At 71.0% G+C, this 16,269-nt stretch carries 13 protein-coding genes; 10 read left to right on the top strand and 3 right to left on the bottom strand.

Annotation, left to right across the window (positions count from 1 at the left end):
• The first annotated feature begins 159 nt into the window (after positions 1–159).
• Complete coding sequence (locus tag STRCI_RS09200) at positions 160–1,758, top strand: MFS transporter (protein ID WP_269658368.1); 1,599 nt, start codon at positions 160–162, stop codon at positions 1,756–1,758.
• A gap of 89 nt (positions 1,759–1,847) precedes the next feature.
• Positions 1,848–3,026: an acyl-CoA dehydrogenase family protein gene (locus STRCI_RS09195; RefSeq protein ID WP_269658367.1), complete on the top strand. Its 1,179-nt coding sequence runs from the start codon at positions 1,848–1,850 to the stop codon at positions 3,024–3,026.
• A 37-nt stretch (positions 3,027–3,063) separates the two neighbouring features.
• Here STRCI_RS09195 and STRCI_RS09190 read toward each other — a convergent pair whose 3' ends face one another.
• Positions 3,064–3,501: a cell division protein SepF gene (locus STRCI_RS09190; protein WP_269658366.1), complete on the bottom strand. Its 438-nt coding sequence runs from the start codon at positions 3,499–3,501 to the stop codon at positions 3,064–3,066.
• A 314-nt stretch (positions 3,502–3,815) separates the two neighbouring features.
• Between STRCI_RS09190 and STRCI_RS09185 the strand changes: the two genes are divergently transcribed.
• The 4 genes from STRCI_RS09185 to STRCI_RS09170 all read left to right on the top strand — a co-directional run bounded on the left by STRCI_RS09185 (position 3,816) and on the right by STRCI_RS09170 (position 8,486).
• Positions 3,816–4,985, top strand: coding sequence for a DUF5685 family protein (locus tag STRCI_RS09185; RefSeq protein ID WP_269658365.1), 1,170 nt, complete (start codon positions 3,816–3,818; stop codon positions 4,983–4,985).
• A gap of 221 nt (positions 4,986–5,206) precedes the next feature.
• On the top strand, positions 5,207–6,115 hold the full coding sequence (locus STRCI_RS09180; RefSeq protein ID WP_269658364.1) for a S1 family peptidase: 909 nt from the start codon (positions 5,207–5,209) through the stop codon (positions 6,113–6,115).
• A gap of 156 nt (positions 6,116–6,271) precedes the next feature.
• Positions 6,272–7,129, top strand: coding sequence for a slipin family protein (locus tag STRCI_RS09175; protein ID WP_269664514.1), 858 nt, complete (start codon positions 6,272–6,274; stop codon positions 7,127–7,129).
• Between the two features lie 274 nt (positions 7,130–7,403).
• The gene (locus tag STRCI_RS09170; protein ID WP_269658363.1) at positions 7,404–8,486 is read left to right on the top strand and encodes a S1 family peptidase; all 1,083 of its coding nucleotides are present in this window, start codon (positions 7,404–7,406) and stop codon (positions 8,484–8,486) included.
• A gap of 89 nt (positions 8,487–8,575) precedes the next feature.
• Here STRCI_RS09170 and STRCI_RS09165 read toward each other — a convergent pair whose 3' ends face one another.
• Positions 8,576–9,610: an ABC-2 transporter permease gene (locus tag STRCI_RS09165; RefSeq protein WP_269658362.1), complete on the bottom strand. Its 1,035-nt coding sequence runs from the start codon at positions 9,608–9,610 to the stop codon at positions 8,576–8,578.
• Positions 9,611–9,744: 134 nt separating this feature from the next.
• Between STRCI_RS09165 and STRCI_RS09160 the strand changes: the two genes are divergently transcribed.
• From STRCI_RS09160 to STRCI_RS09150, 3 genes are read left to right on the top strand one after another with little or no spacing between them, the layout of a single operon-like run.
• The gene (locus STRCI_RS09160; RefSeq protein ID WP_269658361.1) at positions 9,745–13,158 is read left to right on the top strand and encodes a DNA polymerase III subunit alpha; all 3,414 of its coding nucleotides are present in this window, start codon (positions 9,745–9,747) and stop codon (positions 13,156–13,158) included.
• A complete protein-coding gene (locus STRCI_RS09155) occupies positions 13,155–14,129 on the top strand; it encodes a DNA polymerase Y family protein (RefSeq protein ID WP_269658360.1) in 975 nt (324 codons plus the stop codon). The genes STRCI_RS09160 and STRCI_RS09155 overlap by 4 nt, the downstream gene beginning before the upstream one ends.
• Before the next feature lie 17 nt (positions 14,130–14,146).
• Positions 14,147–15,286 carry an NADAR family protein gene (locus STRCI_RS09150; protein ID WP_269658359.1) on the top strand — a complete coding sequence of 380 codons (1,140 nt, stop codon included), beginning with the start codon at positions 14,147–14,149 and terminating at the stop codon, positions 15,284–15,286.
• On the opposite strand, the gene STRCI_RS09145 is transcribed toward STRCI_RS09150, so the two are convergent.
• The gene (locus STRCI_RS09145) at positions 15,264–15,638 is read right to left on the bottom strand and encodes a cupin domain-containing protein (protein ID WP_269658358.1); all 375 of its coding nucleotides are present in this window, start codon (positions 15,636–15,638) and stop codon (positions 15,264–15,266) included. The two genes, STRCI_RS09150 and STRCI_RS09145, sit on opposite strands and share 23 nt — an antisense overlap.
• A gap of 100 nt (positions 15,639–15,738) precedes the next feature.
• On the opposite strand from STRCI_RS09145, the gene STRCI_RS09140 reads away from it, so the two are divergent.
• Positions 15,739–16,182: a MarR family winged helix-turn-helix transcriptional regulator gene (locus tag STRCI_RS09140; RefSeq protein ID WP_269658357.1), complete on the top strand. Its 444-nt coding sequence runs from the start codon at positions 15,739–15,741 to the stop codon at positions 16,180–16,182.
• Positions 16,183–16,269: the final 87 nt, after the last annotated feature.

Genomic DNA, 16,269 nt, shown 5'->3' with positions numbered 1-16,269 from the left:
GAGAGGTCCGCCACTCGGCACCGGCGCGGACTGGCGTACGCTGACGAGTCACTCGCTTCGTTGCGCGGGCCGGGGACCACCGCTCCTCTCCGGCCGAGTCACGGGGAGTCCCCACCCCGTGAGCCCGCCGAAGCGAGGGAACATCTGGGAGGTACGTACATGTCCGGGACGACCACGGCCGCCGCGCTGCGCCGTCGGGCGGCCGGGGCCGGTGCCAACCGCTGGGTCGTCCTCGTGGTCCTGTGCGCCAGTCTGCTGCTGGTCGCCGTCGACGCCACCGTGCTGCACGTGGCGGTGCCCGCCGTCACCGAGGACCTCAGGCCCGGCGGCATAGAACTGCTCTGGATCGTCGATGCCTACCCGCTCGTCTGCGCCTCGCTGCTGATCCTCTTCGGCACGCTCGGCGACCGGGTGGGCCGCAGACGGATCCTGCTCCTCGGATACGGCCTGTTCGGCGTCGCCTCCGCGCTGGCCGCCCTCGCCGACACCGCCCAGATGCTGATCGTGGCGCGGGCGCTGCTCGGCGTCGGCGGCGCCATGATCATGCCGGCCACGCTGTCGATCCTCCGCCAGGTCTTCCCCGACCGGCGCGAGCGGGCGCTCGCCATCGGTATCTGGAGCGCGGTGGCCGCGGTCGGCGCGGCCGTCGGACCGCTGCTCGGCGGCTTCCTGCTGGAGCACTTCTGGTGGGGCTCGGTCTTCCTCGTCAACATTCCGTTGATGCTGGTCAGCCTGCCGGTGGGCCGACTGCTGCTGCCCGAGTCCAAGGGCGCGGCCGACGGCCCCTGGGACGTGGTCGGCGCGCTGATGGCGGCAGCCGGACTGTTCGGGGTCGTGCTGGGCGTCAAGCGGCTCGGCAGCGGCGAGATCGAGGGCGCCACGGCGGTGCCCCTGCTGGTGGGCGCGGCGCTGCTGTTCCTCTTCGTACGACGCCAGCGGCGCCGTAAGCACCCCCTGGTCGACCTGCGGATGTTCGCGCGTCCCGCGTTCAGCACCTCGGTGGGCTGCATCGTGCTGGCGATGCTCGCGCTGGTCGGCCTGGAGCTGATCGCGGCGCAGTATCTGCAACTGGTCCTCGGCCTCTCCCCGCTGGAGACGGGCCTGAGGCTGCTGCCGCTGACTTTCGCGGCGATGGCCGCGGGACTCGCCGGAGCACGCATGCTGCGCCGGTTCGGGCCGCGCCGGATGGTGTGCGCCGGGTTCTGTCTGACGGCGTTCGCGGTGGTGCTGCTGACGGCGATGGGCGGCACCGACGACCCCGCGCTGATGCTCTCCGGGTTCGTGCTGCTGGGCTTCGGCCTGGAGACCACGCTGTTCGGGGCGTACGAGTCGATGCTGAGCGAGGCCCCGCCGGAGCAGGCGGGCGGCGCCGCGGCGATCGGCGAGACGTCCTACCAGCTCGGCGCCGGCCTCGGTATCGCGCTGCTGGGCAGCGTGATGAACGCCGCCTACACGCCCGGTCTGTCGTCCGTGCCCGGCGTGCCCGCCTCGGCGTCCGTGGCGGCCGGGCACTCGCTGGGCGAGGCCTACGAGGTGGCCGGGCAGCTCGGCGGCGGCGCCGGGGAGACCCTGCGCGAGGCCGCGCGGAACTGCTTTGTCCACGGACTGCATGTGACGCTGCTGGTCAGCGCCGGACTGCTGCTGCTCGGCGCGGCGATCGCGCTCCGCCTGCCGCGGACCATGAACTGCGAGGCAGTGGCCCCCGCGGTGGAGGTCCCGGCGCCGCGGGAGGTCGCTGAGTCCCGGGTGACGGCCTGAGGACCCTGGACGTGGTGGAGACTGCGTCGTAACGTCGGCCTTCACCATGTGACTAGCACTGCTAGTTTTGAGCTGCCGGAGGGTCTCCCATGCCGTTGCCCCCGTTCGATCCCGCCGATCCGCTCGGGATCGACGATCTGCTGGAGCCCGAGGACCTCGCGGTCCGCGACACCGTCCGCCGCTGGGCCGCCGACCGCGTCCTGCCCCAGGTCGCCGAGTGGTACGAGTCCGGCGAGCTGCCCGTCATCCGTGAACTGGCCCGTGAGCTGGGCGGGATCGGCGCGCTCGGCATGTCCCTGAGCGGCTACGGCTGCGCGGGCGCCACCGCCGTCCAGTACGGGCTGGCCTGTCTGGAGCTGGAGGCCGCCGACTCCGGGATCCGGTCCCTGGTCTCGGTGCAGGGCTCCCTCGCCATGTACGCCATCCACCGCTACGGCAGCGAGGAGCAGAAGCAGAACTGGCTGCCCCGGATGGCCTCCGGCGAGGTCATCGGCTGCTTCGGGCTGACCGAGCCGGACATCGGCTCCGACCCCGCGGCCATGCGGACCTACGCCAAGCGCGACGGCTCCGACTGGGTGCTGACGGGCCGCAAGATGTGGATCACCAACGGTTCCGTCGCCGGGGTCGCCGTGGTCTGGGCCCAGACCGAGGACGGCATCCGCGGCTTCGTGGTGCCCACCGAAAGGCCCGGCTTCGCCGCCCCCGAGATCAAGCACAAGATGTCCCTGCGCGCCTCGGTCACCAGTGAGCTGGTGATGGACGAGGTACGGCTGCCCGCCGACGCCGTACTCCCCGGGGGCACCGGGCTGCGCGGACCGCTCAGCTGTCTCTCGCACGCCCGCTACGGCATCGTCTGGGGCTCCATGGGCGCGGCCCGCTCGTGCTTCGAGACGGCGGTCGACTACGCGAAGTCGCGGGAGCAGTTCGGGCGGCCCATCGGTGGCTTCCAGCTCACCCAGGCCAAGCTCGCCGACATGGCGGTCGAACTGCACAAGGGGATTCTGCTCGCCCACCATCTGGGGCGGCGGATGGACGCCGGCCGCCTGCGTCCCGAGCAGGTCAGCTTCGGCAAGCTCAACAACGTCCGCGAGGCCATCGACATCTGCCGTACGGCGCGGACGATCCTCGGCGCCAACGGGATCTCCCTGGAGTACCCGATCATGCGGCACGCGACGAACCTCGAATCGGTGCTGACGTACGAGGGCACCGTCGAGATGCACCAGCTGGTGCTGGGCAAGGCGCTCACCGGGCTCGACGCCTTCCGGTGAACCCCCGAGGGGGCAGGGCCGTGTCGGCGGCCCTGCCTCAGCTCTGGTTGAAGAAGCCGTCCGTCCGGTGCGCGGCCGGCTCGCCGTTGATGATCTCGGTGTCGGCCGGGGTCAGCAGGAACACCCGGGTGGACACCCGCTCGATCGAGCCGCGCAGACCGAAGATCAGGCCCGCGGCGAAGTCGACGACGCGCTTGGCGTCGGTGGCCTCCATGGCGGTGAGGTTCATGATGACCGGGACACCGTCCCGGAACAGCTCGCCGATCGCGCGGGCGTCCCGGAAGCTGTCCGGGGTGACCGTGCCGATCCGGCGGCCCCGCTCCTCGGCGACGTCCGCGGCCACCTTGACCCGCGGGTCGGTGACCCAGGCCTCCCCGGACTCGGTCCCTTCGGAGTAGTCGTCATCGTAGTAACGCTCGTCATCGTTGTCGTCAACGAGGCCCAGCCAGGCACTCGCCTTGCGCACCGATCCCATGGACGCCTCCTCTCACAGCGGTCTTTCTTGCTTTCCGCATCCCTATGGTCATCCATGATGCGGACGGCGCGCCAAGTGGATAGACGCCGCGCGGGGGGTTTGTGACGGTACTGGTGCACAGCGCATACGTCGAGAGCCCAGGTGTGCCAAGGGCCTTGACCCACACGGCTGCTGACTGTGAGTGAAATATGATTCTTCGCGGCGTATGGGTGATGTGCGGTGCGTACGGGTGAAGCGGGAGGGCCCGGAAGGGGCCGCGGAGACGGCCGGTACGATGCGCCCGCTCCATGTCGTACGAACCTCGGGGGAACGTCGTGTTCGGAATAGTGAGGCCCTGCCGCCATCGGCTCGGGGAGCGGTTCGCCGGTCAGTGGCTGGCTCATCTGTGCGGTCTGTGCCTGGCGTTGCGCGGGGACCACGGTCAGTTCGCGCGGGTGGTGACGAACTACGACGGGCTGCTGATCTCGGTTCTGACGGAGGCTCAGTCCGTCGGGACCGACGGACTGCGGCGCACGGCCGGCCCGTGTCCGCTGCGCGGGATGCGCACGGCGTCCGTGGCGCAGGGCGAGGGGGCGCGGCTCGCGGCGGCGGTCTCGCTGGTGCTGGCCTCGGCGAAGGTGCGGGACCATCTCGCCGACGGGGACGGGCTGCTGGCGCGCAAGCCGGTGGCGCTCGCCGCGCGCCGGGTCGCGTCGAGCTGGGGAGCCGCGGGGGCGCGCAGCGGTTCCGCGGTGGGGTTCGACACCGGGCTGCTGGTCGACGCGGTGGACCGGCAGGTGGGGATCGAGGCGCTGGCGGGGCCGGGGACCTCGTTGCTGGTGGTGACCGAGCCGACGGAGACCGCGACGGCGGCGGCCTTCGCGCATACGGCGGTGCTGGCCGGGCGGCCCGCGAACGCCGAGCCGCTCGCCGAGGCGGGGCGCCTGTTCGGGCGGCTGGCCCATCTGCTGGACGCCGTGGAGGACCAGGCGGCCGACGCGGCCGCGGGGGCGTGGAATCCGCTGACGGCGACCGGGGCGTCCCTGACGGAGGCGCGGCGGCTGGCCGACGACGCGGTGCACGGCATCCGGCTGGCGTTGCGGGAGGCCGAGTTCACCGATCCGAAGCTGGTGCATGTGCTGCTGGTGCACGAGCTGCGGCGGTCGGTGGACCGGGCGTTCGGCACGGCGTCCTGCTCGCACATGGCGGGGCCGTACGCGCCGCCCGGTGGGCCGGGGGGTCCCGGGTTCCCTCCGGAGCCGCCTCGGCGGGATCGGCGCGGGTTGCTCGCGGGGTGCGCGGTATGGCTCGGATTGGCTTGTACCTGTCAGATGTGCTGCGGGGAGTTCGAGGACCCCTGGAGCGGGCAGCGGCGCGAGGGCCTGTGCGCCAATTGCGATTGCAGTGGGTGCGGGGACTGCTGCAGCTGCTGTGACTGCTGCGGGAATTGCTGCGGCGATGACGGCTGCGGCTGTGACGGCTGTGACTGCGGGTGCAGCTGCTGAGGTGAATCGAGGGTGTCCGGCGCTTGTTGCGCGTGAGGTCGTTCAAAGCTTGACGGCCGAAAGGCGCTCTTGCGCCCATCAGGCGTGCCGCCGAATACTCCCCCACAGCGCTTGTCAGGGGCACGGCATGTTCGGAATCCGGATGAACCCGGCTCCTGGCTGCGCCTCACGGGCCCGAAACCCCACGAGGGCCCCCGACTTCCCATGTGGAGGAACGAAAAGTGAGGATCAAGCGCACCACCCCCCGCAGCGGCATCGCGAGACGGACCCGGCTGATCGCCGTGTCGACCGGCCTCGTGGCCGCCGCAGCCATCGCGATCCCCAGCGCGAACGCGGCCGACACCCCCACCACCTTCAGCTCCACCGAGCTGAAGAGCGCGAGCGGCTCTGTGCTCAAGGCCGATGTGCCGGGTACCGCCTGGGCCGTCGACAGCAAGACCAACCGCGTCGTCGTGACCGTCGACAGCACCGTCTCCAAGGCCGAGATCGCCAAGATCCGGCAGCAGGCGGGCAGCAACGCCGACGCCCTCACCATCAAGCACACCCCGGGCAAGTTCCAGAAGTACATCGCGGGCGGCGACGCCATCTATGCGAGTAGCTGGCGCTGTTCCCTCGGCTTCAACGTCCGCAACAGCGCGGGCGCCTACTACTTCCTGACCGCCGGTCACTGCACCGACGGCGCGGGTACGTGGTACTCGAACTCCGGACGGACGACGGTCCTCGGCCCGACCTCCGGCTCCAGCTTCCCGACGAACGACTACGGTCTGGTGCGCTACACCAACACCTCGATCACCAAGTCGGGCACCGCCGGCAACACGGACATCGTCCGGGCGGCCAACCCGACCGTGGGCACCAGCGTCATCCGTGACGGCTCCACCACCGGCATCCACACCGGCAGCGTCACCGGCCTGAACGCGACCGTCAACTACGGCGGCGGTGACATCGTCTACGGCATGATCCAGACCAACGTCTGTGCCGAGCCCGGCGACTCCGGTGGCCCGCTCTACGGCAGCAACGGCACCGCGTACGGTCTGACCTCGGGCGGCAGCGGCAACTGCTCCTCGGGCGGCACGACCTTCTTCCAGCCCGTCGTGGAGGCCCTGAACGCCTACGGGATGAGCGTCTTCTAGAGCCACCCGGCACGCAGCCGGCAGCAGCAAAGAGCCCCCGTACGCAACTGTCGTGCGGGGGCTCGCCCTTGTCCGGACCGCGGAGTTACGGTCGAAGGAGACACCAGGTGAGCACCTGACAACCTGATGCGTCCACTTCGGACCCTGGGGGCCGTGATGGTCGAGGAGCTGGTGGCGGCGGGAGCGGCGCTCGCGTCGGTCGGAGCGGTGTACCTGATGGCCGCGGCGCGGGTCGTCAAACAGTACGAACGCGGAGTCGTCTTCCGGCTCGGCAGACTCCGTCCCCAGGTGCGCGAGCCGGGGTTCACCCTGGTCGTCCCCGTGGTGGACCGGCTGCACAAGGTGAACATGCAGATCGTGACGATGCCGGTGCCGGCCCAGGAGGGCATCACCCGGGACAACGTCACGGTGCGCGTCGACGCGGTCGTCTACTTCAAGGTCGTCGACGCGGCCGACGCCCTGGTGCGGGTCGAGGACTACCGGTTCGCGGTCTCCCAGATGGCCCAGACCTCGCTGCGGTCGATCATCGGCAAGAGCGATCTGGACGATCTGCTGTCGGACCGGGAGAAGCTGAACCAGGGTCTTGAGCTGATGATCGACAGCCCCGCCATCGGCTGGGGCGTGCAGATCGACCGGGTCGAGATCAAGGACGTCTCCCTGCCCGAGACCATGAAGCGGTCGATGGCCCGGCAGGCCGAGGCAGCGCGTGACCGGCGGGCCCGGGTCATCAACGCCGACGCCGAGCTCCAGGCGTCGAAGAAGCTCGCCGAGGCGGCGCAGCAGATGGAGGCCACTCCCGCCGCGCTCCAACTGAGGCTGCTCCAGACCGTGGTGGCGGTCGCGGCCGAGAAGAACTCGACGCTGGTGCTGCCGTTCCCGGTGGAGTTGCTGAGGTTCCTGGAGCGGGCGGCGCAGCCGGGGGTGGTCGCCGCGGCGCCGCCCACTTCACAACCTCCGGCTGTCGAGCCCCTCTTGGAGCCGAGCCCTGATGGGTCGGATTCAAGACAGGAGTAGACCTTACGCACTGCTTATCAGTTACTCGCGCGTAGTATTTGCAGTGCGAACCTGCCTGGGTGACCGTGCACGGTCAAGGGTGCGGGGATGCGGTGTGACGGCCGTGTGTACGTCCTGAAGTCGACCTTGTGTGCCCCCTGTGAGGGTCGGAATAGTAGGCGCCGATCAACCGGCACGGACGCGGCTTTTTGCTGTGCGCCACCTCTGTGTCCGTACGCCTTCCGGTCCGAGGCCCCCACAGCCTCCGGACCGACCCCCCACAGGAGGACGTGAGTTGAAGCACCGACGCATACCCAAGCGGCGGGCCGCCGCGGTAGGTGCGGGCATCGCCGCACTGGTGGCCGCGGGAGTTACCTTCCAGACTGCGAACGCCAGCGAGCCCACGACGACCGCCACGCCCGAGACCCTGTCGGTCACGGCGGCCGGAAAGCTCGCCTCGACGCTGGTCCAGGATCTCGGCAACGCCGCCGCCGGCACGTACTACGACGCACAGAGCAAGAACCTCGTCGTGAACGTGCTCGACAAGGACACCGCGGCAGCGGTCGAGCAGGCCGGGGCCAAGGCCCGGGTCGTGGCGAACTCGCTGGCCGAGCTGAAGAGCGCGCGCGGCACGCTCAAGCAGGACGCGACGATTCCGGGCACCTCCTGGGTGACCGACCCGACGACCAACAGAATCGTCGTCACGGCCGACCGTACGGTCTCCGACGCCGAGTGGGCGAAGCTCGGATCGGTCGTCGACGGACTCGGAGCCACGGCGGAACTCCAGCGCACGAAGGGGGAGTTCAAGCCGTTCATCGCCGGCGGTGACGCCATCACCGATGGCAGCGGCCGCTGTTCGCTCGGGTTCAACGTGGTCAAGGGCGGGGAACCGTTCTTCCTGACCGCGGGGCACTGCACCGAGGGCATCACCAACTGGCAGGACTCGAACGGGAACGCGCTCGGCGCCAACGAGGTGTCCAGCTTCCCGGACAACGACTACGGGCTGGTGAAGTACACGGCCGAGGTCGAGCACCCGAGCGAGGTCAACCTCTACAACGGGTCCACGCAGGCGATCTCCGGTGCGGCCGACGCCACGGTCGGCATGGAGGTCACCCGGAGCGGTTCGACCACGCAGGTGCACTCCGGCAAGGTCACCGGGCTCGACGCCACCGTGAACTACGGCAACGGTGACATCGTCAACGGCCTGATCCAGACCGATGTCTGCGCCGAGCCCGGGGACAGCGGTGGTTCGCTGTTCTCCGGTGACAAGGCGGTCGGGCTGACGTCCGGTGGCAGTGGTGACTGCACCTCCGGCGGGGAGACGTTCTTCCAGCCGGTGACCGAGGCGCTGTCGGCGACGGGCACGGAGATCGGCTGACCGGTACCTGCTCGCTTCGCGAAGTCCCGTCCCGCGTCTGCGGGGCGGGACTTTCGTGTGCGGGAGTGTGCGGATGGCCCCTGTGGGGGTTATCCCGTCTCCGCCGGCAAGCGTTCGCCCTCGCGTCTTCTGCGCAGTTCCGACGCCAGCAAGGTGATGACGATGCCGCCCGCCGCCCAGGCCGACAGGACCAGCAGGGCGTCTGTCGTGTCGTTGCCGTCGAAGTAGGCGATCGAGCGGGCCACCCAGGTGCCGGCGCCCGGGGGGAGGGCGGGGCCGATCGCCTGCCAGAACGGGGGGAGCATGGGAAGGGGGAAGGCGCCGCCCGCGCTGGGGTTGCCCGCGATCACCACCAGGAGGATCGCCAGGCCGATCCCCACGATGCCGAACATGCCCTGGAGGGCCAGCGTGGCCGCGCCCACCGCGAAGGTGACCAGGGCGCCCAGGCCCCAGAGGGCCACCACGCTGCCGGGCAGCGCGTTCAGGATCGGGCCCACGATCACCGCGCCGCCGAGCCCGCCGACGATCGCCACCAGGGCCATCACCGCCAGCCGGATCACCGCGCGGCGCGGGTTGGCGGGGCGGGCGCCGCTGCTGATCGCCAGGATCGAGGCGCACAGATAGCCGCCGACGCACCAGCCGACGACGACGTAGAAGGACGACAGGCCGTCGAAGTCCTGGGGTGAGGCCGGGGCCACGTCCACCGTTCTGAGGGTCCGCTGCTGGGAGGTCTCCAGGGCGGTCAGGTATTTCTCCAGGGTGGTGGCCAGGACCGTGCCGCCGCCGCTCGCCACCAGGAGCGTGTCGGTCGTCCGGGCCGGGTTGATGATCAGCGCCCCGTCGATGTCCCGGTTCATGATCTGGTCCCGGGCCGTCGCCTCGTCGGCCACCACGCGCGGGTCCAGCGGGGAGCCGGGCAGCCGGTCGAGTCGGTTCACCGCCTGCTCGGCCGCGGCCTGCGGCGCGACCACCCCGAACGGCACGTCCTTCGGCTTCGGGTCGTGCAGCGCCCCCACGTAGGACGCGATGAACAGCAGCTGGAGCGCGACCACGCCGAGGACGAGCAGCGTGGCGCGGGGGGTGACCGCGTCCTTCACCTCGGCCAGAAAGCTGTTCTGTGTCATGTCCCCCACGGTCCGAGTGGACGGACGTTTCCGCAGGTGGGAGAGGGCCGAACGGTTGTCGTACAGATGTTCGAGTTTTGGTCTATGGTGGGGGTGAGGCAGTCGGGAACTGATGTTCGATATCGGAGGTGTGGATGCCCGGTTTCACGCATCTGCACACCGTCTCCGGGTTCTCCCTGCGCTACGGCGCCTCGCACCCGGAGCGGCTGGCCGAGCGCGCCGCCGAGCGGGACATGGACGCCCTCGCCCTCACCGACCGCGACACCCTCGCCGGTACGGTCCGCTTCGCCAAGGCCTGCGCCAAGGCAGGGGTACGCCCGCTCTTCGGCGCGGAGCTGGCGGTGGAGCGCTTCGAGCCGGTGCGAGAGGAAAAGCGCCGCGCTCCCGTCCGTGGCGGTGCCTTCATCGACGAGTCGACACCCCGGGTCGCCTTCCTCGCCCGGGACGGCGCCCGCGGCTGGGCCGACCTCTGCGGAATCGTTACGGCGGCACACGCCGGCGAGGGCTCACCGCTGCTGCCCTGGGACGCCAACCGGGGCGACGGACTCACCGTCCTGCTCGGCCCCGGCTCCGACGTCGGCCGCGCCCTCGCCGCCGGCCGCCCCGACCGCGCGGCCCGGCTGCTGGCCCCCTGGCGGGAGGTCTACGGCGACGCGCTGCGCCTGGAAGCCGTCTGGCACGGCCGCAAGGGCACCGGCCCCGGCTCGCTGCGGCTGGCCGCCCGTACCGTCGGCTTCGCCGCCGAGCAGCGGATCCGGCCGGTGCTCAGCAACGCCGTCCGCTACGCCGACCCCGGGCTGGGCCCGGTCGCCGACGTCCTGGACGCCGCCCGTCGGCTCGTCCCCGTCGACCCCAGCAAGGAACTGGACTCCGGCGAGGCCTGGCTCAAGGGCGCCGACGCCATGCTGGACGCCGCCGAGCGGATTGTGGAGGCCGCGGGCTTCCGGCGGGACACCGCGCACCGGCTGCTGGAGCAGACGCGGGCGACGGCCGCCGAGTGCCTGGTGGATCCCGAGGACGACCTCGGCATCGGCACCGTCCACTTCCCCGAGCCGCGGCTGGTCGGCGCGGGACGCCGCAGTGCCCAGCGGGTGCTCGCCTCGCGGGCGGCGGCGGGGATGGTGGTCAAGGGGTACGCCGGGAAGCGCTCCTACTGGGAGCGGATGCATCGCGAGCTGGACATCATCGCCCATCACGGGTTCGCCTCCTACTTCCTGACGGTCGCTCAAGTCGTGGACGACGTACGGGAGATGGGCATCCGGGTGGCGGCGCGCGGCTCCGGAGCGGGCTCGCTCGTCAATCACCTCCTCGGCATCGCGCACGCCGACCCCGTCGAGCACGGGCTGCTGATGGAGCGGTTCCTGTCCAAGCGGCGGCTGGTGCTGCCCGACATCGACATCGACGTGGAGTCCGCCCGCCGTCTTGAGGTCTACCGCGCGATCATCGACCGGTTCGGCACCGAGCGGGTGGCCACGGTCTCGATGCCGGAGACGTACCGGGTGCGCCACGCGATCCGGGACGTGGGCGCGGCCCTGTCCATGGACCCCGCCGACATCGACCGCATCGCCAAGTCCTTCCCGCACATCCGGGCCCGCGACGCCCGCGCCGCGCTGGAGGAACTGCCCGAACTGCGCGAGCTGGCGGGGGAGAAGGAGAAGTACGGGCGGCTCTGGGAGCTGACGGAGGCGCTGGACGCCCTGCCGCGCGGCGTCGCCATGCACCCCTGCGGAGTGCTCCTCTCCGACGCCTCCCTGCTCCGCCGTACGCCGGTCATGCCGACCAGTGGCGAGGGCTTTCCCATGTCGCAGTTCGACAAGGACGACGTGGAGGACCTCGGGCTGCTCAAGCTGGATGTGCTGGGTGTGCGGATGCAGTCGGCGATGGCGCACGCGGTCGCGGAGGTGGAGCGGGCGACGGGGGAGAAGGTCGACCTGGACGCCGTACCGCCCGGCGATCCGGCGACGTACGCGCTCATCCGCTCCACCGAGACCCTGGGCTGCTTCCAGATCGAGTCTCCGGGGCAGCGGGACCTGGTCGGGCGGCTGCAGCCGGCCACCTTCCACGACCTGGTCGTCGACATCTCGCTCTTCCGGCCCGGTCCGGTCGCCGCCGACATGGTGCGGCCGTTCATCGAGGCCCGGCACGGGCGGGCGCCGGTCCGCTATCCGCATCCGGATCTTCAGGAGCCGCTGAAGGGGACGTACGGAGTCGTCGTCTTCCATGAGCAGATCATCGACATCGTCGACATCATGACCGGCTGCGGACGGGCCGAGGCGGACCGGGTGCGGCGCGGTCTGTCCGATCCGGAGTCGCAGGGGCGGATCAGGTTCTGGTTCGCGCAGCACGCGGCGGCCCGGGGGTACGACGCGGAGACGATCCAGCGGACCTGGGAGATCGTCGAGGCCTTCGGGTCGTACGGCTTCTGCAAGGCGCACGCGGTCGCCTTCGCCGTGCCGACGTACCAGTCGGCGTGGCTGAAGGCGCATCACCCGGCTGCCTTCTACGCCGGGCTGCTCACCCACGATCCCGGGATGTACCCGAAGCGGCTGCTGCTGGCGGACGCGCGGCGGCGGGGGGTGCCGGTCCTGCCGTTGGACGTGAACCGGTCGGCGGTCGCCCACCGTATCGAACTGGTGTCTGAATCCCCTTCGGTGTGGGGACTGCGGCTCGCCCTCTCCGATGTGCACGGCATCAGCGAGGCCGAGGCGGCGCGGATCGCGGACGGGCAGCCGTACGCCTCGCTGCTGGACTTCTGGGAGCGGGCGCGCCCGAGCCGTCCCCTGGCTCAACGGCTGGCACAGGTGGGTGCGTTGGATTCCTTTGGTGCCAATCGGCGTGATCTGCAACTGCACTTGACCGAGCTGCACCGGGGTGCGCGGGGTGCGGGCGGCGGCCAACTGCCGCTGGCGGGCGGGCGGAAGACCGCGTCCGCCGGGCTGCCCGATCTGTCCTCCGCCGAGCGGCTCAGCGCCGAGCTGGGGGTGCTGTCGATGGATGCCTCGCGCCATCTGATGGACGATCACCGGGAGTTCCTGGACGAGCTGGGCGTGGTCAGCGCGCGCCGGCTGCGCGAGGCGCGGCACGGGGAGACGGTACTGGTCGCGGGCGCCAAGGCGGCCACCCAGACGCCGCCGATCCGGTCCGGCAAGCGGGTCATCTTCTCCACCCTCGACGACGGCACCGGCCTGGTCGACCTCGCCTTCTTCGACGACTCCCACGACGCCTGCGCGCACACCGTCTTCCACTCCTGGCTGCTGCTGGTGCGGGGCGTCGTGCAGCGGCGCGGGCCGCGCAGCCTCAGCGTGGTGGGCGCCGCCGCCTGGAACCTCGCCGAACTGGTCGAACTGCGCGCGGAGGGCGGGCTCGACGTGGTCGCGGCGCGGCTCGCGGAGCCGGTGCCCGAGGCGGGCGAGGACTCGACCGGCGGCCGGCGCATCCATATGCCGACCGGATACGAAATGCATCCGTGGGCCGATCTGCGTCCCGCGGGTCAGGAGCCCTCGCAGACAAGGAAGTTGTGGCATCAGAGTCCGGGGAGTGCGGGATGACCATCCTCTGCGTACGTTTTCAGCTGCCGCCGATGTACGAGGCGGCCCTGCCCGGACTGCTCGGGTTGCTGGAGGAGTTCTCGCCCGTCGTCGAGGCGCTGCCGCCGGACGGCGCGCTGGTCGATCTGCGGGGCGCCGAGCGGTACTTCGGGCGCAGCGCGGTGGAGCTGGCCTCCGTGATCCGGGTGCGGGCGCTGGCGCGGTACGGCGTGGACTGCGCGATCGGGGCCGGACCGGGGACGATGCTGGCCCGGATGGCGCTGCGGGAGGCCCGGCCCGGGGTCACCTGTGTCGTGCCCGAAGCGCGGGACGGCATCGTGGAGTTCCTCGCGGACAAGCCGGTCACGGCGTTGCCGGGGGTCGGTACGGCGACCGCTCGCGTCCTGTGCGAGTACGGCCTGGACAGCCTCGGCCGGGTCGCCGCCGCGCCGCTGTCCACGCTGCAACGGCTGGTCGGGGCGAAGGCGGGGCGGGAGCTGCGGGAGAAGGCGAACGGGGTGGACCGGGGGCGGGTGGTGCCGAACGGCGTGGCTCGGTCGCTGATCACCGAACGTCCCTTCGACCGCGACGAGTTGGACACCGACCGGCATCGACGCGCCCTGCTCTCCGCCGCGGAGGAACTGGGGGCGCGGCTGCGGGCGGTGGACAAGGTGTGCGGGACGCTGACGCTCACCGTGCGGTACGCGGACCGGTCGGCGACTTCGCGGAGCCGTTCACTGAAGGAGCCGACCGCCCACTCCGCCGCGCTGACGCGGGTGGCGTACGGCATGTACGAGGCGCTGGGTCTGCAACGGGCCCGGGTACGGGCCATGGTCCTCCGGGCGGAGGGCCTCGACCCCGCCGAACAGGCCTCCTACCAGCTCAGCTTCGACCCGGTCGACGAGAAGGTACGCCGCATCGAGGAGGTCGCGGACCGGGTACGGGCGAAGTTCGGACCGCGGGCGGTGGTGCCGGGGTCGTTGGCGGCGTGAACGGTTAGGGTGCGTTCATGAGCTGGCGGGGGCCGACCTATCGGGTCGTTGACGGGGAGAAGATCTACGGGGCCTGGTGTCATGTGTGGCGGTGGGTTCCGTACAGCGAGGAGTTCGCCGTCGAGGACCTGTACGTCTTCGCGGACGGTGCCGTTCGCTGTCAGGAGCGGATGGATCTGGAGGAGCTGGCGGAGCAGCTCGGGTCCGGGTGGATCTCGGCCCGGGACCCCGCTGCCCCCGACCGCCCGGCGGACGCGCCCAAGTGGGGCTCGCGCAGTCCCGAGGTGTGCACACCGGACAGCTTCTTTCTCGAAGTCGCCGACAAGATCGAGGAGTTGAGCGGGCGCCCGACCGCCCGGGACCGGCTCCACGAGGCGATCCGGCAGTATCAGCAGGACCGGTCCGAGCCCCGCCGCGAGCTGCTGCGCGAGGCGTATCTGGGCGTGCCCGCGCATCTGCGGATCTACATCCTCGGCGACATGGACCTCCAGGACCGGCCGCTGCGGATCCTGCTCACCGACCTCGGTGAAGCCGTCGACGGGGACGGGCCCGTGGCCACCGCCGAGATGCACCGGGACGCCCTGGACTACTTCGACCGCGGTGACGAGGGTGTCCGGGCGGAGAAGGAACGTCTCGCCGTACTGCACGCCGACGACCAGGACGGGCCCGGCCGGCCGACCCTGGTGTCCAACGAGGTCGTCTATCCCCGGGGCTGGCCCGAGACACCCGGGCTGTTCGTGCTGCGCAACGACTACCCCGTGCCGATCGAGTTCGGCGGCCGGACCTACGCCTCCGTCCTGCACGCCTACTGGGCCCTGGCCGCCGCCGACCCCGCCGACCACGACCGCATCCGTGCCGCCGCCACCCCCCGGGACGCCCACGAGCTGGGCGGACGGGCGGCGCGGCGGGACGGCTGGGCGGACTTGCGGGTCGGTGTGATGGGCGCGCTGCTGCGGGCCAAGTTCGGTCAGCATCCCGAACTGGCCGACGTACTGCTGTCCACCGAGGACGCGCGGATCAGTTACACCGGCTACGACGAGGCGCCCTACTGGAAGGACCAACGCGACGGCCGGGGGCGCAACTGGGCCGGGCGGCTGCTGGAGCTGGTGCGCTCCGAACTGCTGGTGGCGCGGGTCAGTTGGCCCACGGGGGAGTGATCCGGGTGCCGTCGGCCAGGTCCGCGGTCAGGCCGACGGACGTGGTCACCCAGGTCAGCGCGGTCTGATCGGTCGGGTTCTCGAGCGCGAGCGTCGAGCCCGCGTTGATGATCAGGGTGTCGCCCGCCGAGATGTCGGTGGTGTCGGCGTCCAGGGTGATGCGCAGGGCGCCGATGAGGACATGCAGGATCTCCTCCTTGCTGACGGTGTGCGCCGGGCCCTTCATGCCCGGCGGGACCTCGCCGCGCCAGGCGCACAGCTCCTTGCTGCCGGTGAGCGGGGTGGCGTACGAGACGAAACGGGCACCGTGGATCTCGTGGGTCACGGCGTCGGACGAGCGGATTACGGGCATGGCTGTCCCCCAGAGGAAAATGGTCAAGCTGCTTGACTAGTTGTGCCGCCCCTATGGTCAAGCTGCTTGACCGGATCGTCAAGGGTGTTTGAATGCCCCCGTGCAGAACTCCGAGGCCCTCTCCCTGTCCTTCGCGCTCCTCGCCACCGCGGGTGAGCTGGTGCGACGCATCAACGACGGCGTGGCCGCGCGCGGTCATGAGGGGAAGTCCGCCTACGGCTTCGCGTTCACGCGGATCGCGGCGGGCGGGGCCACCGTCTCCGACGTCGCCGCGCATCTCGGGGTCACCAAGCAGGCCGCGAGCCAGCTCGTGGACGAGCTCGTGCGCAAGGGGTACGTCGAGCGGCGGCCCCATCCGCGGGACGCGCGCGCCCGGCTGCTCGTGCTGACCGAGCTCGGGTGGGCCAGTACGCGGGCCGCGGAGGAGGCGGCGGCGGAGGTCGTGCGGGAGTGGGGCGCGGTGCTGGGGGAGGCGGAAGTGCGGGAATTGGGGCGGCAGTTGCTGCGGATCGCGCCCAAGGGGCCCATTCGCCCCTCTTGGTGACGGTTCGCCGACGCACTACACCAGTAGCCGACTATCACTGGAAGTTTTTACTGACGCGTAACTTCCCCCTTGAGCTACTGGTCCGTA

The sequence above is a fragment of the Streptomyces cinnabarinus genome, from assembly GCF_027270315.1.
In the GTDB taxonomy this organism is placed as follows: domain Bacteria; phylum Actinomycetota; class Actinomycetes; order Streptomycetales; family Streptomycetaceae; genus Streptomyces; species Streptomyces cinnabarinus.
The sequence above is the reverse complement of the archived record's forward strand: the minus strand, read 5'-3'. Positions and strand labels throughout refer to the sequence as shown.